Source organism: Pseudomonas frederiksbergensis (assembly GCF_003732665.1).
Classification (GTDB): Bacteria; Pseudomonadota; Gammaproteobacteria; order Pseudomonadales; family Pseudomonadaceae; genus Aquipseudomonas; species Aquipseudomonas frederiksbergensis_G.
The window spans coordinates 559,210-577,871 of sequence record NZ_MOBP01000001.1; the positions used below are offsets into that span (position 1 = coordinate 559,210).

Sequence of the window (18,662 nt, forward strand, 5' to 3'; positions counted from 1 at the left end):
ATTGCCTGCGCAGCCCCCCATGAAACAGACCCCCGACGACCTCCAGAAAATCACCGCCACCACCCTGGGCCATTACAACTCGGTGGCCGAAGGTTTTCGCGAAGGGACGCGTGATCACGATGTGAGCCAGAACATCGATGCCTTGCTGCGGCACATCCAGGGTGAGGCGCCGTTCAGCCTTCTTGATTTTGGCTGCGGGCCGGGGCGGGACTTGCAGACTTTTACGCGCATGGGCCACACCGCCGTCGGCCTCGACGGTTCGGAGAAATTTGCGCAGATGGCCCGGGAGGACAGCGGTTGCGAGGTCTGGCAGCAGGATTTTCTGAAGCTGGATCTGCCGGCGGAGCGCTTTGACGGGATTTTTGCCAACGCGGTGCTGTTTCACATCCCGCGCCAGGAATTGCCTCGGGTGTTGAAACAACTGCACGCCACGTTGAAACCGGGTGGGGTGTTGTTCAGTTCCAATCCCCGTGGCGAAAACCAGGAAGGCTGGAATGGGCCACGGTATGGGGCTTATCACGATTTGCAGGCGTGGCAGGCATTGCTGACCGAGGCCGGGTTTGTGGAGTTGGAGCATTACTACCGCCCGGCGGGGTTGCCTTTGGAGCAGCAGCCTTGGTTGGCGAGTGTTTGGCGTAAGCCTGTGTAGCCAGTGCCGACGCCTTCGCGGGCAAGCCTCGCTCCTACAGTTGACCGCGGTGCTCTTGTAGGAGCGAGGCTTGCCCGCGAAGGTGTTCAGGGCGCCGAAGAAATCTGATAGTTCACCGACGTCCCGTCCACACCAAACGCCGAGATACTCTGTCGAGCCAGTGCCTGGCCTCCCACTTCACGCTCGCGCTTATCGAAATTGGCCACCAACCGCGTGCCATCGGCAAACGTCGTCTGCTGCACCAGGCGATCCTCCGTCAACCAACGAAAATCCGTCATCGCTTCAGTCGCCAGTCGTTCGTGCAGCGGCCGGAAAAAATCATCCTGCCGCGCAATCACCGGCAACCGCTGCTGCAACGTATCTGCGCTCAGGTGATACAGCGGTGGCACGTTATAGAGCAACTGCATCAGTTCATTCTCCGCCCGCACATTGCTCAACTTCAGGCTATCGAACAACCAATGATGGGTGGTGATCACCGAACCGTGAAACACCGCTTGATACAGCGGCAAGCGTGTCTGCGGAGCAAAGTGCACGGTGCGATAGGGTTCCTTGAGCGGTACGGTTTTGAAGAAAACCTGGGGCCTTTCATTGGGAAACCAGCGACCCAGGTAATACGGCGACTTGGGGTTCTTGCTCATGTCCGGATCGCCCCAGCCGATCACCGGGGTCTGCATGCCGTGAGCAAACAGCACGCCCCGCGCCGTGGTGGCGTTGCCGTCCTCGGAGCCCGCCGGCAGTTGCAACGTCTCGTTGACCCAGCGCGAAGCGTCGATATTGCCTTCGGCATTTTGCGCTTGGGTCATGCTGGCGCCGGGGCGATAGCTGTCGAAGACCATCCCGGTGGCGTAGGCATCGAGAAACCAGCTGTTGAACCCCGCCTTCGCCTGCACGGCGCGGATTCGCGCCTCAAGCAACGGCCGCACACAGCGCGGATCGGTGTAATGCCCGGACTGCTGGAAACCGCTTTTGAACACGCCGCTGTTCAGGACAATCGCACACTCAAGGTTGGCGCGGGAGCCGAGGTGTGCGGTGGTCCAGTCGGGATTTTCAGTGGTGGTCAACGCGGTTTCGTAGGAGTCGTAAGGCGCCACCAGATATCCGGCCGCCACGCCTTGGCGCACTGCTTCGGGATGCCAGAGGCCGCCCTCCCAGCCCTCGCCGAGCCCCAACCACAAGCGCGATAAGCCAGCGGCTTGCAACTGCTCAAACGTTCTCCGCGACAAGGTGCTGCCCCAACGTTCAGGGGTCGGGGTCAACGCTTCGGCAAAGGCTTTAGCCACTTCCGTGCGCAGCCGGCCATACCCGTCAGCGAGTTTTTGCATGTCCGGCTCGGCGACTGCCTGCCAGCCACTTCGCGCCTTTTGGTTGAGCGCACCATTGAGGCTGCGCAGCAACGTGGTTTGCTGATAACGGTCGAGGGGCGGTTGGGCGCGGTTCAGGATCTGTCGGGTTTCAGCGTCGAAGCTGTCGCGTAATTCGCTGGCCAATGCACCCGGGCCCCGCAGCAGTTTCAACAATGCCGGCCAACTGCGCACATCGTCTGGACCGAGCAGGTCGTTGCCCCACAAATAGACATGACTCGCCCCCAACAGCTTTTTCGCATCGGGGGTTTTCAGCAGTTTGTCGTTCAAGGATTCGTATTGCCCGTTGTCGATCAGCCATTGCCGATAGCGCTTGGCGCCGGCCAGCGGGTCGGCATCACCCAACGACAGCGTGAAGGTCAGCGGCATGCCGGGTTCAAGCGAGGTGAATTCATGACGGGCGGCCAGCGCCAGGGTCTTGCCCTCGGCGCTGAAGGTCATGCGATTGTTGTAGGGATTGGTCAGCAGCCAGTTCAGCGTGAAACTGCCGTGATCGACGCCCCACAGCGGCAGGCTCAGGTCCTGGGTGGTGTTGAACTCGCCCTGATCGAGCAGAAAGGATTGCCACAGCGGATCGCCGGCCGGTACGTAATGCCCTTCCGCCAGGGGCCAGATCAGGCCTTTGCCCATGGCGCTGCCCGGTTGTTTGAGGAAGATCAGTTCACCCGGATCGCGGGCGGTGATGGACAGGGAGAGATCGCGCTGATCGAGGCTGGCGCTGAGGGTCCAGGTGCCGTCGTCCCATTGCCAGTCGATGCGGTCGTTGGTTTGCACAACATGGCTGACCTTGTGCGCGGCGACACCCGCAGAGGCCTGAACCGTTTGCGCCTGTGCTGGCGTAGCGCGAATCGCCAACGTCGCAGGGTCGAGTTCGACACGCCATTGCGGGTTTTCCAGAACGATTTCGGCCAGGGCCCAAGGCGAGAACAGTAAGGTGCAGATCAGCAACAGATTGCGAAGATGAGGCGGCATTGGGGTGTCCCTTCTGCGTCAAGAGCAGGGAGGGTAAGCAACCGGGACACAAATGTCGGTCAGTAAAATGTTGGGAAATTGTAGAACGCCTTCGCGGGCAAGCCTCGCTCCTACAGTTAGCCGCATTTCCCTGTGGGAGCGGGCTTGCTCGCGAAGGCGTCGGGTCAGACAACAGCGATGCTGAATGTTGAACCGCTTTCGCGAGCTAGCCCGCTCCCCCAGGGTTTGTGCTTACTGCGCTTCTTTCTTCGGCTCGCGGATTTTGTACCAGGCGACGTACAGCGCCGGTAGAAACAGCAGCGTCAGCAAGGTCGCAATGATGATCCCGCCAATCATTGCGTAGGCCATCGGCCCCCAGAACACTTCCCGGGCAATCGGGATCATCCCCAGGCTCGCCGCCGCCGCCGTCAGCAGAATCGGCCGGCGACGATGTTCCGTCGCCTGCGCCACTGCATCCCACGGTTCAACGCCTTCCTTCTCCAACGACTCAATTTGCGTCACCAGAATCACCGAGTTGCGGATGATGATGCCGATCAGCGCCAGGATGCCGAGAATCGCCACGAAGCCCATCGGTGTGCCCGTCGGGATCAGCGCCAGCACCACACCAATCAGCCCGAGCGGCGCGACGCTGGCCACCAGGAACAGCTTCTGCACGCTGTGCAACTGGATCATCAGGAAGGTCGCCATCAAAAACAGCATCAGCGGCACAACCTTGGCAATCGGCCCTTGGGCCTTGCCGCTTTCCTCGACGGTGCCACCGGTGGCGACCTTGTAACCCACCGGCAAACCGGCGGCGAATTTGTCGATGGTCGGTTGCAGTTGTTTCACCAAATCGGTCGGTTGGATCTCGTCGCGCACCGCAGCCTTGATGGTGATCGTCGGTTTGCGGTCGCGGCGCCACACCAGCGGTTGCTCCAGTTCATAGCGAACGGTGGCGAAGGCCAGCAGCGGAATCGAGGTGCCGCCCGGCGTGACGATTTGCAGGTTCTGCAGGGTTTCCGGCGTACCACGCTCGGCGTCTTCGGCGCGGCCGACGACATTGATCAGGTAGATATCGTCGTCCACCTGGGTGATCGGCGAACCGACGACGATGCTGTTCATCAGGTTGGCCACGTCTTCCGACGACAGCCCCAATTGCCGCGCCTTGTCCTGGGCGATGTCGATGCGCAGGACTTTGCCCGGCTCGTTCCAGTCGTAAATGATCTCGCCGATGTGGGAGTTTTTATCCAGTTCAGTGGCCAGTTCGATCGCGTGTTTGCGCACCTGATCGATGTCTTTGCCGCTGACCCGGTACTGGATCGGCCGCCCCACCGGAGGCCCCATTTCCAGGGCCTGGACGTAGCTGCCGATGCCAACAAAATCTTTGCGCAGCCGTTCACGTAAACGCTGGCTCAGGGCCGTGCGCGATTCCAGGCCTTTGCTGACGATCACCAGTTGCGCGTAGTACGGGTTCTGCAATTGCTGGTCGAGAGGCAGGTAGAAACGGATCGCACCTTCGCCGATGTAAGTGCTCCAGCGCACGATGTCCGGGTCGTCCTTGAACGTCGCTTCGAGCTTGTCCACGGCTTTGCGCGTCTCGTCCATCGAGGCGTTTTGCGGCAGGTTGAGGTCGACGAGGATTTCCGGGCGGTCCGAGGACGGGAAGAACTGGTTCTGCACGAACTGCATGGAAAACACCGACGCCACGAACAAGCCGATGGTGATGCCAATCGCCCACCAACGGTTGCGCATGGCCCAGAACATGCCGCCATTGAACGCCCGACCGATGCGGCCCGGCTCAGCGGAGTGCGGCTTCACATTGGTGCTGAGGATGTGCACCGCGATCACCGGGGCGAACAGCACCGCGACCACCCATGACACCAGCATCGCCACGGCGATTACCGCGAACAGGGTGAAGGTGTACTCACCGGCGGAACTGGCGTTCAAGCCAATCGGCACAAACCCGGCTACTGTCACCAGCGTCCCCGTGAGCATCGGGAAAGCAGTCGAGGTGTAGGCGAACGTCGCGGCTTGTTCCTTGGTCTCGCCCATTTCCAGGCGCGTGACCATCATCTCCACGGTGATCATCGCGTCGTCCACCAACAGGCCGAGGGCGATGATCAGCGCGCCGAGGGAAATCCGCTGCATGGTGATGCCGCTGTATTCCATGAAGACGAAGACCATCGCCAGCACCAGGGGAATCGAGCACGCCACCACCAACCCGGCGCGCACGCCGAGGCTGATGAAGCTGACGATCAGCACGATCACCACCGCTTCGAACAACGCACTGGTGAAGCCGCCCACGGCTTTTTCCACCACGTCGGCTTGGTCAGAGACGTTGTGCACGCCCACGCCCACTGGCAGGTCGGCGGTCAGGTCGGTCATGCGCTGGTGCAGGGCCTTACCGAATTCCTGGATGTTGCCACCCTTCTTCATCGCAATCGCCAGGCCAATGGCCGGGTGACCGTTGAAACGGAATTGCGGGGTCGCCGGGTCGACGTAGCCACGGCTGATGTCGGCAATGTCGGCGAGACGATAGAAGCGGTCGTTGAGCCGCAAGTTGACGTCGGCCAGGTCTTTCTCGGAGGCAAACTGCCCGGAGGTGCGCACGGAAATCCGCTCCGGCCCGGCCTCGATCACACCCGCCGGGGTCACGGCGTTTTGCGATTGCAGGCTCTGCACCACTTGGCGCTGATCGATGCCCAACGCCGCGAGTTTGCGCGTGGAGAAGTTCAGGTACAGGACTTCATCCTGCTCGCCGACCATCTCGACCTTGCCCAACCCCGGTACATCGCGGATCGCCGCCCGAACCTGTTCCACGTAATCGCGCAACTGGCGCATCGACAAACCGTCGGCGGTGAAGGCGTACACCGAACCGAACACATCACCGAACTCGTCGTTGAACCCCGGCCCTTGCAGCCCCTTGGGGAAGTCGCCGCGAATGTCGTTGATCTTCTTGCGCACCTGATACCAGATTTCCGGGATGTCCTTGGCGCTGGTGGTGTCGCGCAGGTACACGAAGACCGTGGACTCACCGGGTCGGGTATAGCTTTTCACGTAGTCGAGGGAATCGAGTTCCTCGAGTTTTTTCTCGATGCGATCCGTGACCTGCTTGAGGGTTTCCTCTTGGGTCGCGCCGGGCCAGCGGGTCTGGATGACCATCGTCTTGATGGTGAACGAGGGATCTTCCTCGCGGCCCAGGTTCATGTACGAGAACACGCCCATCAGCAGCGCGACGAACATCAAATACCAGACGAACGACTGATGTTTGAGGGCCCATTCGGATAGGTTGAAACTCCCTTTCATTGTGGGCTGCCCTCGTCGACTTTGACTTTTTGCCCAGGCTTCAGGCTGTTCACACCGGCACTGACCACCCGCTCGCCGGACTTCACGCCATCGGCCAGCACCACCGTTGAATCGGTGCGGCTGATCAGGCTGACGTCCCGTGGGGAAACGGTTTGGTTTTGCGGGTCGATCACCCAGATTCGGGTTTTGCCATCGACTTCTTGCAACGCACTGACCGGTAATTCGAGGCGCGGTTTGATCGCCGAGCTGAGGGTGACGCTGATCGCCGTGCCGAGACGAAAGCCTGGCGGCGTATCCGCCAGGGTCAGGCGGGCGCGACGGGTACGGGTCGCGCTTTGGGCCTGGGGTTCGATTTCGCGGATGGTCGCGGTGCTGGTGATGCTCGGGTCCAGTTGCGCGGCGACTTGGAACACCACGTCCGTTGGCAGTTGATCGACCAGAGTGTCCGGCAGGTCGATCACCGCTTCCTTGATGTCCGGTTGCGCCAGGGTTACCACTTGTTGGCCGGCGGTGACCGTTTGCCCGGCCTCGGCATTCCACGCGGTGACCACGGCTTTGTGATCGGCCCGCAGTTGCACGTAGTTGAGTTGGTCCTTGGCTTGATCCACCGCAGCCTTGGCCTGGTCGAGGGAGGCCTGGGTGGTTTTCAGGTCGGTCTGGGCGATGTCCAGTTGCGCCTGGGCACCGACCCCGCGATCAAACAGTTCCTGCTGACGTCGGGCGCTGGCCTGGGCGTTGATGAATTGCGCCTGGACCCGCGCCAGGTCGCCTTCGGCGGAGCGCAACTGGTTCTGCTGATCGGTGGGGTCGAGGGTGGCGAGCAAGGCGCCCTTCTCCACTTCGTTGCCGACATCGACGTTACGACTGGCGATGCGGCCCGGCACGCGAAAGCCGATATTGCTTTCGTAGCGCGCCTGAATGCTGCCGGCGAAACGGCCGAGGCTTTCCTCGTTCAGCGCTTTGACTTCGATGGACAGCACCGGCCGTACCGGCTCCGGCGGTGGCTCTTCTTTCGAGCAGGCGACCAGCAGCAAACCGGTGGTCAACAGCATCAGGCGCTTCATTGGTCGGCTCCCGGTGCCAGATCCTTGTAAGTGTTCTCGGCGATTTCCACTTTCATTCCCGGGTGCAATAACTGGCCACCGGCGATGATGACTTTTTCACCACCCTCCAGGCCGCCGCTGATGATGACTTTGCCGGTCAGGTAACGACCGACGGTGACATTGTGCAGTTGCGCCTTGCCCTCGGCGTCCACCAGCCATACGGCCGGGTCGCTGAGGTTTTTGGTCAGGGCGGACCAGGGCAGTTCGACGGCGGATTTACCCGGGCTCTTGGCCGTTGCGCTGACCACAGAGCCGAGTTGCATACCGTCGGGCAAGCCGTTGAGGGTGACTTTGACTTGCACGGTGCCGGTTTGCGCGGACACCGCCGGGGTGATTTCCCGAACGGTGCCGGTGGTTTTGATTGCCGGGTTATCGAGCAGGCTGACCACCACCGATTTGTCCGAGGGCGGCGCGGCCAGCAGCGACTCGTAGACGTTGAACACGGCGTCGCGCTCACCGTCCCGGGCCAGGCTGAAGATCGGCACGGTGGCTTGCACGACTTGGCCGACTTCGGCCTGGCGCGCGGTGATGATGCCCGGCGCTTCGGAAATCAGCGAGGTGTAGCTCAGTTGTTCCCGGGCGTTGGCCAGTTGTGCCTGGGCGGCGGTCAGGGCGCTCTGGCTGCTGCGCAACGCAGCCTGGGCCGCATCGAATTCGCTTTGGCTGGTGTAGCCCTTGGGCAGGAGTTTTTGCTGGCGCACGAACGCGGCGGCGGTCTGCTTGACCCGGGCCTGTTCGGCGGTGACCTGGGCCTGAGCCGAATCGACGTTGGTCTGCAGGTCTTTCGGATCGAGCTTGGCCAGCACTTGCTTGGCGGATACCCGGTCACCGACATCAACCATGCGCTGGATGATCTTGCCGCCGACGCGGAACGACAACTCGGTCTGCACCCTGGCCTGGACGTCGCCGGTGAGGGTCACCGAAGCGGCGTAATCCGCGGGTTTCACCGCTTGCACGAAGACGCGCGGCAGGTCTTTCTCGACCGGTTTTTTATCGCCACAGCCGGCCAGCGTCGCAAGGAGGCTCAGGCCGATCATTATTTTCAATCCGGGACCCGCCATGCAGACTCCTTTGCGTTGTACGAACGTGCCAGTGACGATACGACTGTGAGCTTAGAACAGGGTTCCACGCCTGCATGGGTTTGCTGCAAACCCTGTGGGAGCGGGCTTGCTCGCGAAGAGGCCGCGTCAGTCGATAGAGATGTTGACTGACAGACCGCTTTCGCGAGCAAGCCCGCTCCCACAGGGGATCTCCATGGGGCCGACAATAAGGCAAACTGGCCGCCTATGCAGCAGGAAGCTCTTATGCTCAAAACCCTCGCGGTGGCCAATTACCGCTCGATCAATAAATTGGTAATCCCGCTGGGTCGGTTGAACCTGATTACCGGCCCCAATGGCAGCGGCAAGTCCAACCTCTACCGCGCCTTGCGCCTGTTGGCGGAAACCGCTCAGGGCGGGGTGGTCAATGCCCTGGCCCGTGAGGGCGGACTGGATTCGACGTTCTGGGCCGGGCCGGAAACCATCAGCCGACGCATGCGCAACGGTGAAGTGCCAATCGAGGCCACCGTGCGCCAGGGCGTCAAACGCCTGCGCTTGGGGTTTGTTGGTGAAGACTTCAGCTATTCGATTGCCCTTGGGCTGCCGGAAAAGACCCTGTCTTACTTTTCCCTCGACCCGGAAATCAAAAAGGAATGCATCTGGTCCGGCCCCGTCTACCGCCCCGCCAGCCTGCTGGTGGACCGCGAAGGCCCGATGATTCGCGCCCGTGAGGGGCGCAGTTGGGATGTGCTGGCGCAACACACGCCGAATTTCGACAGCCTGTTCGATCAGGTCGGCAGTTTTCGCACCTCCCCGGAAGTCATGCACTTGCGCGAATTCATCCGCCGCTGGCGCTTCTACGATCACTTTCGCAGCGACGCCGACGCACCGGTACGCCAACCGCAACTCGGTACACGCACGCCGGTGCTGCACCACGACGGTCGTGACCTGGCGGCGGCGTTGCAGACCATCCGCGAAATCGGCGATCCCGAGGCGTTGCAAGCAGCCATCAGCGATGCGTTTCCCGGCGCACGCTTGAACATCGCGCCGTTGCAGGGTGGACGGTTTGCGATTGAGTTTTATCAGGAAGGGTTGTTGCGGCCGTTGTCGGCGGCGGAATTGTCGGATGGCACGTTGCGTTATCTGCTGCTGGTCGCCGCACTGCTGACGCCCCGGCCGCCATCGCTGATGGTGCTGAACGAGCCGGAAACCAGCCTGCACCCGGACCTGTTGCCGGCGTTGGCGCGGCTGATCATCCGTGCGTCCGAACAGTGCCAGGTGTGGGTGGTGTCCCATGCCCGACGGTTGATCTCGGCGTTGCAGCAAGACCCGGAGTGCAATTGCATTGTGCTGGAGAAGACCCTGGGCCAGACCGGGATCGTCGGGCAACGGATGCTGGATGAGCCGGCGTGGAATTGGCCGGATTGAGCGGCGTCAGATAGACCGCTTTCGCGAGCAAGCCCGCTCCCACAGGGGATCACCTAACTCCTGTGGGAGCGGGCTTGCTCGCGAAGGCGCTCGAAAGATCACCGCATCGGTCAGAGCATCAACCCTGCCACTTCCCGCCCTCGACAATCACGCTCTCAGGCTTGGTGTCATCGCTCAGTTCTTTACGCACGTACTGGTCGTACAGCTTGAGCAGATACTTCTCTTCACCCAACTTCGCCAACTCGGTATTCACCCAGTCGCGCAGTTCGATGTTGCCCTTCTTCACCGCTGGCGCAATCGGTGCTTCGGCGCCCAAAGTCTGGGCCAGCACGCGGTAGCCAGGGTTTTGCTTGGCCCAGCTGAACAGCACCAGGTTGTCCTGGGCGTAAGCATCGCCACGACCATTGGCCAGGGCTTGCAGGGACTCGGAGTTTTTCTCGAACTTCAGCAGTTTCCAGTCCGGATGATTCTTGGTCAGCCAGATATCAGCGGTGGTGCCAGTGGTGACGATGGTGGTGCGGGTTGCCAGGTCATCGAGGTTTTTCACCGAGCTGCCTTGTGGCACCAGGGCCTGCACCGCAACCTTGAGGTTCGGGTTGGTGAATTCCACCGCTTCCTTGCGCTCCGGGGTGACGGTCATGTTGGCCAGGATCAGGTCAACCTTGTCGCTTTGCAGGAATGGAATCCGGCTGGCCGGCTCCACCGCGACGAATTCGACTTTGTTTTCATCGCCCAACAAATCCTTGGCAAATTGACGGCCGATGTCGGTATCAAAACCCACATAGCGCCCGGCCTCATCGACAAAACCGAACGGCGGCTTGTCGGTGAAGACGCCGACAATCAACTTGTCCCGGGCCTTGATTTTGTCCAGGTAGCTGCCCGGCGCGGCGCTTTCGCTGGCGACTTTTGGCTTGGGCGCTTCTTCGGATTTGTTGCAACCGGCCAGCAGTGCGAGGCCGAGCAGCGGCAGTAAAAAGAGTGAAGACTTGGCAGTTTTCATAGCAGTTCCAGTTCCTTTGTTTGAGTCTTTTTGGGCAGGGCTTCGACGTAGGAGAATTTCTCCAGGAACTGCTGCGCTCGTGCGGTTTGCGGGTTCGTAAAGAAAAGCTCGGGAGGGTTTTGTTCGAGGATGCGCCCGGCGTCCATGAACACGATGCGGTCAGCCACGGCGCGGGCGAAGGCCATTTCGTGGGTGACGATCAACAGGGTCATGCCTTCACGGGCCAGGCCCTGAATCACTTCCAGCACTTCCTTGACCATTTCCGGGTCGAGGGCGGCGGTGACTTCATCGAACAGCATCACTTTAGGGTTCATGCACAGCGAGCGGACGATGGCGATGCGTTGCTGCTGGCCGCCGGAGAGCTGGCGCGGGAAGGCGTCGCGCTTGTCCAGCAGACCGACGCGTTCGAGCAGCGCTTCGGCCTGGGCGCGGGCGTCGCGGCGATCACGCTTTTGCACTTTGACCGGACCGAGCAGCAAGTTATCGAGCACGTTCATGTGCGGAAACAAGTGGTAACTCTGGAACACCATGCCGATCTGCTGGCGCACGTCGCGCCAGTCGGTGCCCTTGTCCAGCAACTCGCGACCGTTGAAGGTCAGGCTGCCGCTGTGGGCCACTTCCAGGCCGTTGAGGCAGCGCAGCAAGGTGCTTTTGCCGCAGCCGCTGGGGCCGAGGATGACGATGACTTCACCCGATTTCACACTCAGGTCGATCTCGTTGAGCACTTGTTGCTCGCCGAAAAACTTGTTGAAACCCTTGAACTCGATCAATGCGCTCATGCTTGCGTCCAGCGCCGCTCCAGCACGCGCGAGGCGGCCGAGAGCGGGTAGCAGATGAAAAAGAAAAACAGGAACAGTGCGCCGTAAATCAGCACTGATTCGTAGGTGCGTTCGATGATCTGCTGGCCGACCTTGATCACGTCCACCACGCCGATCAGCACCGCCAGGGAACTGGTCTTGATGATTCGTGTGTAGACGTTGATGGTCGGCGGCGTCATGCGTTTCAACGCCTGGGGCAGCAGCACGTAGCCATAGAGTTGCGGGCCATCCAGACCAATCGACAGCCCCGCCTCACGCTGGCCGCGAGGCAATGAAAGCAACGCGCCACGCACCACTTCGCCCACCTCGCTGGCGCCCCACAGCGACAGCACCAGCACCGCGCACCAGAAGCTCGGAATGCTCAGGCCAAAGAAAATCGGCAGGCCGAAAAACAGTAGGTACAACCAGACCAGCACCGGAATCGCCCGGAACAGTTCCAGGTAAACCCGCAGGACCGCGTTCAGCCATTTCGAATTCAGCGTGCGCAACACGCCGTAGAGCACGCCGCCGACGGTGCTGATGGCGATGCTCAGGAAGGAAATCGACAGGGTTTGCGCAGCGCCCTTGCCCAATTGCGGCAACGACACCCACAACAACTCAAGACCCGAACTGGCCATGCTGGAGCCTCCTTTCCAGACGGCCGAGCAACAGCGACAGCGGCAAGAACAGCAGCACGCAAATCAGCGTCAGCACGGCGAGCATTTCGTAGGTTTTGTAGTAGAGCGCGATGTAGCTCTTGGTGGTGTAGAGAATCTCCGGCACCGCCACCGCCGAGACCACGGTGGTTTCCTTGAGCAGGAAAATGAAATTGGCGAACAGCGACGGCAGGCTGAGGATCCCGGCTTGGGGCAGGATCACGTAGCGCAGCAATTGGCCGTGGGACAAGCCGATGGAGCGGCCCGATTCCAGTTGCGCTTGTGGCACCGCATCCACCCCCGCCCGCAGCACTTCCGTGAGGTAGGCGCCGCCGAGGAAGGTCATGGTGATGATCGCCGCCGCAAACCCGGAAACGCTGATGCCCAGCGCCGGCAGGGCAAAGTAGACGAAGAACAGTTGGATCAGCAGCGGGGTGTTGCGCGCCAGTTCCACATACAACCCGACCAGGCGCTGCAGGTAAGGCGTGCGGAACACTAGGATCGTCGCGTTGATCAGCGCCACCAGCAGCGAGGTGCCGATGGCTATGAAACCAACCTGCAGCGTCACGCCCACGGCTTTGAGAAACGCCGGCAGGGTGCTGAGGATAAAAGCGTAATCGAAGGTCATTGAACATCCTGGACGTCGCTCGGTAAGCGACGGTGGTGCAGTCCATGGGCGGTGGATAACCACCCGGCAGGCACCGACTTTAAAGGTATAAAAAGAAGAATTTAAATACCGTTAAAGCATATTGATATCACGCAAAAAACTATCCCGTGGATTTGCGGCGGCAACGGAAGACGACTATTTTCCTTGGCGCTGTAGGAAGGATCTTTTTTTCCGGAAAACCCTCCAAGGACCCGCAGCTTTTGGCCACACTCCCGGCCAAACCATCACAAGGAAGAGAAAAGTGGCTGACGTAAAAGCACCGCAGCGGCTGGACCCGCAGGACATCGTGAAATTGCTGGTGGCGTTGCGCAGGGCGTTGAAGGCGCAGGCGGCCTAAATCCCCCGGTCCACCCAAATCCCTGTGGGAGCGGGCTTGCTCGCGAATGCGGTGTGTCAGTCGACATTGATGTTGCTGACACACAGCATTCGCGAGCAAGCCCGCTCCCACAGGAGGGTCGGCGGTGTGAGTACCCCCCCTTCTACAGGGGTTTCGTGCAGGCACGCAAAAACGCCGACGCTAGTGTTAGCCGTCGGCGTTGAAACCTTGAAGGGGTTTAAAGCTGCGTCAAATCAGAACGCCGGCAGTACCGCGCCGCTGTACTTCTTCTCGATGAACGCTTTGACTTCCGGGCTGGTCAGGGCTTTGGCCAGTTTCTGGATGGCGTCGCTGTTCTGGTTGTCCTTGCGGGCGACCAGGAAGTTCACGTAAGGCGAATCTGCACCTTCGATGATCAGCGCGTCTTTGGTCGGGTTCAGCTTGGCTTCCAGCGCGTAGTTGGTGTTGATCATGTCCAGGTCAACCTGGTCCAGTACACGCGGCAGCAGGGCCGATTCCAGTTCCTTGAACTTGAAGTTGTGCGGGTTCTTGGCGATGTCTTTCGGCGTAGAGACCGCGTTTTTCGGGTCTTTCAACTCGATCAGGCCAGCCTTCTGCAGCAGGATCAGGGCACGGCCGCTGTTGCTGCCTTCGTTCGGGATGGCGATGGTCGCGCCGTCTGGCAGTTCGGCCAGGGATTTGTATTTCTTCGAGTAGCCGCCAAACGGTTCAACGTGTACGCCGATCACGGTGACCAGATACTTATCCTTGTCGGCTTTGTATTTGCCTTCGTTGAAGCTGTTCAGGTACGGCAGGGTCTGGAAGTAGTTGGCATCCAGGCGCTTCTCGCCAACCTGCACGTTCGGCTGAACGTAGTCGGTGAAAACCTTGATTTCCAGATCCACGCCTTCTTTGGCGAGGGTTGGCTTGATCAGTTCCAGAATCTCGGCGTGTGGAATCGGGGTCGCCGCAACCACCAGTTTCTCGCCGGCCTGGGCCAGGCTTGCAGTCAGGGCAGCCGCCAGTGCGGTGAACAACAGAACCTTTTTCATGCAGTGTCCTTATCGAAAATCACGGTCGCCAGTGGCGACGGCTAATTAGTACGTGTGCCAGTGAAGTGCTATCGCTGGCGTGAAGCGGACAATACCGGGATTTTTTATTCCCGAACAATATCTTTTATTCACTTTGATATTCCATTTTGTTCATACAGCTCTGGCCCGCACATTAGCCAGCTCCCACAGGGGTTACAGCGTTTGGCTCAGGCTTTCGAGGAGGTCCTTCAGAGCCGAGCGTTCGGCAGCCGTGCCACTTTTGCTGACTTGCGCGATTTGTCGCTCGATTTGCAGCAACGAAGCAGGCACCTCCGGCAAATTCAAATGCTCCGGCAGGATCTCATCCCCGGTGCTGACCAGCAGCGCAAAGTGAATGACGTTCTCCAGCTCCCGGGTATTGCCCGGCCAGCTATGGGCCTCCAGCACCTGTTGCGCGGCTTCGCTGATCAGCGGCACTGGAAGGTCCAGGCGTTGGCTGTAGATGCCCAGGAAGTACTCAGCCAGAGACAGGATGTCCCCCACTCGCTCGCGCAGCGCCGGCAATTCGAGCTGACCTTCGCTGAGGTAGTGATAAAGCCGTTCATGGAATTTCCCGGCCGCCACCGCTTGGGCCAGGTCGATGCTGGTGGCGGCGACCAGGCGCACGTCCACCGGGCTCGGCTGGTGTGCGCCGACGCGGGTGACTTCGTGGTTTTCCAGCGCCGAGAGCAATTTGATCTGGATCGGCAACGGCAAGTCGCCAATCTCATCCAGGTACAGCGTTCCGCCATTCGCCGAGCCGAACCAACCGGCGCGACTGCTGGCCGAGCCGGTGTAGCTGCCAGCGGCATAACCGAACAATTCGGCATCGGCATAGGTCGGGCTGATCGCGCCGCAATTGACCGACACGAACAAGCCACCGCGATCACTGGCGCGGTGGATGTGCCGTGCGAGCAATTCCTTGCCGCTGCCGGTTTCACCACGAATCAATACTGAAATGGCGCGTGGCGCCAGTTGCTCCAATTCCTGGCGCAACTGCCGCGAGCGTGGATCGACGAACACCAGCGCTTTGGCACGGATGCTCAGGGGGCTTTTTTCGGCGTCGGGGAAGGTCAGCAGCGGCTGACCGAAGGCTTCAAAACTCATGGCAGACTCCCGCCCAAAACCGCCGGGAGACGGGGGCGTTGAAAAAATAGAAATCAGGCGCGGCGCAGGGCGTGATGCTCCATGCGGTTTTGCAGGCGATAGAGATAGGCAAAACCCTGCTCCCAACGCTGGTGACCGGATTTGACGTTGATATGCCCGGCACCTGCCAGGATGCCCGCCTCGGCGCCCCAGTTGCGCGCCAGTTCCAGCGCACGGGGTGCACTGACGGCGCTGTCGTTGTCGGAGCTGACGACCTGGCTCGGGAATGGCAGCAACGTGGTCGGAATCGGTGCGAAGTTACGCAGGGCCGGCGAGCAGGCCGGGCGTTCGACGTCGGCGGGCGCGACCAGCAAAGCCCCACGCACCTGACGCAAAAATTGCACGGGCGCCGTGGCGGCCCAATGGGCGACAGTGATGCAACCCAGGCTGTGGGCGATCAGAATCACCGGCGTGCTGTCGGCAGCAATCGCCTCGGCCAGCGCCGCGACCCAGTCTTCACGGCGCGGCGTCAGCCAATCGGCCTGCTCTACTCGCGCACTGTTTGGCAGGCTGTTCTGCCAATGTGTTTGCCAATGATCTTCTGGCGATCCTTGCCAGCCCGGCACAATCAGGTAGCGAATTGATTCGTTGCGCATGGGGGAGCTCTCCTGCTGCGTGTCTGTTCCTGATCGAGTATAGGGACGAGAGTTATATTCGTTAAGGAATAAGAAGCTATTTATTAAGACCTTAATTGAATATAGAGACGATCCCTTGTGGGAGCGGGCTTGCTCGCGAAAGCGGTGGATCAGACAACATTGATAGTGACTGACATACCGCATTCGCGAGCAAGCCCGCTCCCACAGGGTTTGGCGGGGTGGTATCTTTCGCGGAATAAAAAAAGGGCCGCACCCTGCCAAGGAGACGGCCCCGGAAAACTTGAAATCTGTTAACGCGCGGTAATCACCGACAACTTGGTAATCCCCGCCCGCTCGATCGACGCCATGGCCCGCGCCACTTCGCCGTAGTTCACCCCGTCATCGGCCTGCAATTGCACGCGCACTTCCGGGTCTTTGGCCTTCGCCGATTTCAGGTTGAACTCCAGCAAGTCCGGCTGGATTTCATCCTTGTTGATAAACAACTTGCCCGCGCCGTCGATGCTCACCACCAGCGGGTCTTTCTGCTCCACCGGGGCCACGGCCTCGGTCTTGGGCAGGTTGATCGGGATCGCGTTGGTCAGCAGCGGTGCGGTGACGATAAACACCACCAGCAGCACTAGCATCACATCCACCAGCGGCGTCACGTTGATCTCGCTCAGCACCTCATCGCTGTCTTGCGTGGAGAAGGCCATATCAGGACGCCTCCTTCACTTTCTGCGCGCCGCCCTGGGCGACTACTTTGTGCGAGGTCGGGTGAATCAACAGGCGGAACGAACTCTTCTGCGCCAGGCTGTAGAAGTCATGGGCGAAGTCATCCAGGTCCGCCGCCGTCAGTTTCAAACGACGCAAAAAGTAGTTGTAAACCAGCACCGCCGGCACCGCGACGGCGATACCCACACCGGTCGCAACCAGCGCTGCACCAATCGGCCCGGCGACTGTTTCGAGGCTCGCCGAACCCGCCGCGCTGATGCCTTTCAACGCTTCCATGATTCCCCACACCGTGCCGAACAAACCAATGAACGGCGAGGTGCTGCCGATACTCGCAACCACCGCCAGCCCGGTTTCCAGCGAACGACGCTCGCGGACGATCTGCTGACGCAAGGCACGCTCCAGACGATCCTGATGGTTGATCGCCTGGCTCAAATCATTCGTGGCCGGCGCCTCACCAACCTGGATCGCCGCATAACCGGCCTGGGCCACGCGGGCCGCAGCACCCGGTTGGGTCTCGCTCAACTCCGCCGCCGAATCAAGACTCGACGCCGCCCAGAACTGTTTATGAAACTTGCGATCCTGGGCTTTCAGGCGACCGAACTGCACGCCCTTGAGCAATGCCAAACCCCAGGTGGCAACGGAAAACACCACCAGCAGCCAAATCACCGCGCTTTCGATGGATTCAAGTGGAGAGGCCAGTAACGTCATGATGTATTCCCTCGTGTAAATTTTTTGCGCGAAATTGGTTTCGGTTTAATGAATCTTGAAATCGATGGGCACGCTGACCCAACCATCCTGGGCGACATCACCTTGCTTGGCCGGCACGAAACTCCAACGTTTCACCGCGTTGAGCGCGGCCTCGTCGAGCTGATCGCGACCACTGCTTTTCTGAATCTGGATCTCACCCGGCTTGCCGTTGGCGAGTACATGCACCCGCAACAACACCGTGCCTTCCCAACCGCGACGCTGGGCCAGGGACGGGTATTCCGGCGCCGGGTTCTTCAGGTACGCGGCGTTGGCCGAGGCCGGAGTCACCGGTGCAGGCGCTGGTGGCGCGGGCGGTGCTGGAGCGGCGACCGGCGCTGTCGGTTGTGGCGGCGCCGGTGGCTGTTCAACGGCTTTAGGTGCCGGCTTCGGTACAGGTTTGGCGACCGGTTTTGGTTTAGGAATCGGTTTGGGTGGTGGCGGCTTCACGGCCAGTTCGTCTTCCACCGGCGGCGGAGGCTCGACCACCTGTTGAACCGGTGGAGGTGGCGGCGGTGGCGGCTCGACCACGGGTGGCGCCGGGCGCGAGAACTCGATGGTCATCGGCGGAATTTCCGGCGGCACGATCGGCAGTTCTTTGATCGGTTGCTGGTTGACCCAATAGATCACCGCGCCATGCACCAGCAACGCCAGCACGCCGAGCAGGATCGCCTCGCGCCGGCTCAGGATGCCCTTGGGCGCCCGCTGCAAACGCAACTGACCCAACGGCACGCGATGCACCCGGCCGAGGTCGACCAACTCGCCACTCGGCGCCTGGCGCCAGAGCACCTCTTGTGCGCCGGCGGCGGTCTGGACATTGCCCATTGATTAACTCCCTGCGGTCTCTTTGCGATCTCTACAAAAAACGCGACACACCCGCACTGAATCCCCCGCGAGGCGTATCGACAGGCCAATCATTGGGCCAGACGCTTATCTCTTAAAGTAATCTTTGAAGTTATGGATAGATCCAGATCGAATATGAAAAGTAGTCAAATTCGTCAAAGCCACGCCGTACAAGGCTTACAGCGGAGCGTCGGGAAAACGATGCTTTTCAAGCATTGAAAGTATTCTCGGAAAGCATCGATTTATGAGGAAAGTAGTAGGCATTACAACTAACTACAGCG

At 60.5% G+C, this 18,662-nt stretch carries 16 protein-coding genes; 2 read left to right on the plus strand and 14 right to left on the minus strand.

Annotated features, from left to right (window positions below):
* Nucleotides 1-19 precede the first annotated feature (19 nt).
* Nucleotides 20-649: a class I SAM-dependent methyltransferase gene (locus BK665_RS02625; RefSeq protein WP_123402714.1), complete on the plus strand. Its 630-nt coding sequence runs from the start codon at nt 20-22 to the stop codon at nt 647-649.
* Nucleotides 650-735: 86 nt separating this feature from the next.
* Here the strand turns inward: BK665_RS02625 and BK665_RS02630 are convergent, their stop codons facing one another.
* From BK665_RS02630 to BK665_RS02650, 4 genes are all read right to left on the minus strand, one after another.
* A complete protein-coding gene (locus BK665_RS02630; RefSeq protein ID WP_123402715.1) occupies nt 736-2,982 on the minus strand; it encodes a glycoside hydrolase in 2,247 nt (748 codons plus the stop codon).
* 231 nt (nt 2,983-3,213) lie between these two features.
* Nucleotides 3,214-6,267 carry an efflux RND transporter permease subunit gene (locus tag BK665_RS02640; protein ID WP_123402716.1) on the minus strand — a complete coding sequence of 1,018 codons (3,054 nt, stop codon included), beginning with the start codon at nt 6,265-6,267 and terminating at the stop codon, nt 3,214-3,216.
* A complete protein-coding gene (locus BK665_RS02645; protein WP_123402717.1) occupies nt 6,264-7,331 on the minus strand; it encodes an efflux RND transporter periplasmic adaptor subunit in 1,068 nt (355 codons plus the stop codon). The genes BK665_RS02640 and BK665_RS02645 overlap by 4 nt, the downstream gene beginning before the upstream one ends.
* Nucleotides 7,328-8,431: an efflux RND transporter periplasmic adaptor subunit gene (locus tag BK665_RS02650; RefSeq protein WP_123402718.1), complete on the minus strand. Its 1,104-nt coding sequence runs from the start codon at nt 8,429-8,431 to the stop codon at nt 7,328-7,330. Before BK665_RS02650 ends, BK665_RS02645 begins: the two co-directional genes overlap by 4 nt.
* 243 nt (nt 8,432-8,674) lie before the next feature.
* Between BK665_RS02650 and BK665_RS02655 the strand changes: the two genes are divergently transcribed.
* Entirely contained in the window at nt 8,675-9,835 is a 1,161-nt protein-coding gene (locus BK665_RS02655) for an AAA family ATPase (protein WP_123402719.1), read from the plus strand.
* Nucleotides 9,836-9,953: 118 nt separating this feature from the next.
* Here BK665_RS02655 and BK665_RS02660 read toward each other — a convergent pair whose 3' ends face one another.
* From BK665_RS02660 to BK665_RS02710, 10 genes are all read right to left on the minus strand, one after another.
* Complete coding sequence (locus BK665_RS02660; protein ID WP_123402720.1) at nt 9,954-10,835, minus strand: transporter substrate-binding domain-containing protein; 882 nt, start codon at nt 10,833-10,835, stop codon at nt 9,954-9,956.
* Complete coding sequence (locus tag BK665_RS02665) at nt 10,832-11,614, minus strand: amino acid ABC transporter ATP-binding protein (protein WP_123402721.1); 783 nt, start codon at nt 11,612-11,614, stop codon at nt 10,832-10,834. The genes BK665_RS02660 and BK665_RS02665 overlap by 4 nt, the downstream gene beginning before the upstream one ends.
* Complete coding sequence (locus BK665_RS02670) at nt 11,611-12,270, minus strand: amino acid ABC transporter permease (protein WP_123402722.1); 660 nt, start codon at nt 12,268-12,270, stop codon at nt 11,611-11,613. The genes BK665_RS02665 and BK665_RS02670 overlap by 4 nt, the downstream gene beginning before the upstream one ends.
* Nucleotides 12,251-12,916, minus strand: a complete 666-nt coding sequence (locus BK665_RS02675; RefSeq protein ID WP_123402723.1) for an amino acid ABC transporter permease — start codon at nt 12,914-12,916, stop codon at nt 12,251-12,253. Before BK665_RS02675 ends, BK665_RS02670 begins: the two co-directional genes overlap by 20 nt.
* A 609-nt stretch (nt 12,917-13,525) precedes the next feature.
* The gene (locus tag BK665_RS02680; RefSeq protein ID WP_123402724.1) at nt 13,526-14,323 is read right to left on the minus strand and encodes a MetQ/NlpA family ABC transporter substrate-binding protein; all 798 of its coding nucleotides are present in this window, start codon (nt 14,321-14,323) and stop codon (nt 13,526-13,528) included.
* A 192-nt stretch (nt 14,324-14,515) separates the two neighbouring features.
* Nucleotides 14,516-15,448 (minus strand): sigma 54-interacting transcriptional regulator, encoded by a 933-nt coding sequence (locus tag BK665_RS02685; protein WP_123402725.1) that lies wholly within the window; start codon nt 15,446-15,448, stop codon nt 14,516-14,518.
* 53 nt (nt 15,449-15,501) lie between these two features.
* Nucleotides 15,502-16,083, minus strand: a complete 582-nt coding sequence (locus BK665_RS02690; protein WP_123402726.1) for an alpha/beta hydrolase — start codon at nt 16,081-16,083, stop codon at nt 15,502-15,504.
* 290 nt (nt 16,084-16,373) lie between these two features.
* Complete coding sequence (locus BK665_RS02700; protein ID WP_003220570.1) at nt 16,374-16,775, minus strand: ExbD/TolR family protein; 402 nt, start codon at nt 16,773-16,775, stop codon at nt 16,374-16,376.
* 1 nt (nt 16,776) lies between these two features.
* Complete coding sequence (locus BK665_RS02705) at nt 16,777-17,502, minus strand: MotA/TolQ/ExbB proton channel family protein (protein ID WP_123402727.1); 726 nt, start codon at nt 17,500-17,502, stop codon at nt 16,777-16,779.
* A 45-nt stretch (nt 17,503-17,547) separates the two neighbouring features.
* Nucleotides 17,548-18,363: an energy transducer TonB gene (locus BK665_RS02710; RefSeq protein WP_123402728.1), complete on the minus strand. Its 816-nt coding sequence runs from the start codon at nt 18,361-18,363 to the stop codon at nt 17,548-17,550.
* Nucleotides 18,364-18,662 lie beyond the last annotated feature (299 nt).

Excerpts from the sequence above, each read along its gene's own strand:
- BK665_RS02705 (WP_123402727.1), bottom strand. The coding sequence starts at position 17,502 with ATGACGTTACTGGCCTCTCCACTTGAATCCATCGAAAGCGCGGTGATT.
- BK665_RS02625 (WP_123402714.1), top strand. The coding sequence starts at position 20 with ATGAAACAGACCCCCGACGACCTCCAGAAAATCACCGCCACCACCCTG.
- BK665_RS02680 (WP_123402724.1), bottom strand. The coding sequence starts at position 14,323 with ATGAAAAAGGTTCTGTTGTTCACCGCACTGGCGGCTGCCCTGACTGCA.
- BK665_RS02660 (WP_123402720.1), bottom strand. The coding sequence starts at position 10,835 with ATGAAAACTGCCAAGTCTTCACTCTTTTTACTGCCGCTGCTCGGCCTC.
- BK665_RS02645 (WP_123402717.1), bottom strand. The coding sequence starts at position 7,331 with ATGAAGCGCCTGATGCTGTTGACCACCGGTTTGCTGCTGGTCGCCTGC.
- BK665_RS02690 (WP_123402726.1), bottom strand. The coding sequence starts at position 16,083 with ATGCGCAACGAATCAATTCGCTACCTGATTGTGCCGGGCTGGCAAGGA.
- BK665_RS02675 (WP_123402723.1), bottom strand. The coding sequence starts at position 12,916 with ATGACCTTCGATTACGCTTTTATCCTCAGCACCCTGCCGGCGTTTCTC.
- BK665_RS02630 (WP_123402715.1), bottom strand. The coding sequence starts at position 2,982 with ATGCCGCCTCATCTTCGCAATCTGTTGCTGATCTGCACCTTACTGTTC.
- BK665_RS02650 (WP_123402718.1), bottom strand. The coding sequence starts at position 8,431 with ATGGCGGGTCCCGGATTGAAAATAATGATCGGCCTGAGCCTCCTTGCG.
- BK665_RS02670 (WP_123402722.1), bottom strand. The coding sequence starts at position 12,270 with ATGGCCAGTTCGGGTCTTGAGTTGTTGTGGGTGTCGTTGCCGCAATTG.
- BK665_RS02685 (WP_123402725.1), bottom strand. The coding sequence starts at position 15,448 with ATGAGTTTTGAAGCCTTCGGTCAGCCGCTGCTGACCTTCCCCGACGCC.
- BK665_RS02640 (WP_123402716.1), bottom strand. The coding sequence starts at position 6,267 with ATGAAAGGGAGTTTCAACCTATCCGAATGGGCCCTCAAACATCAGTCG.
- BK665_RS02665 (WP_123402721.1), bottom strand. The coding sequence starts at position 11,614 with ATGAGCGCATTGATCGAGTTCAAGGGTTTCAACAAGTTTTTCGGCGAG.
- BK665_RS02710 (WP_123402728.1), bottom strand. The coding sequence starts at position 18,363 with ATGGGCAATGTCCAGACCGCCGCCGGCGCACAAGAGGTGCTCTGGCGC.
- BK665_RS02655 (WP_123402719.1), top strand. The coding sequence starts at position 8,675 with ATGCTCAAAACCCTCGCGGTGGCCAATTACCGCTCGATCAATAAATTG.
- BK665_RS02700 (WP_003220570.1), bottom strand. The coding sequence starts at position 16,775 with ATGGCCTTCTCCACGCAAGACAGCGATGAGGTGCTGAGCGAGATCAAC.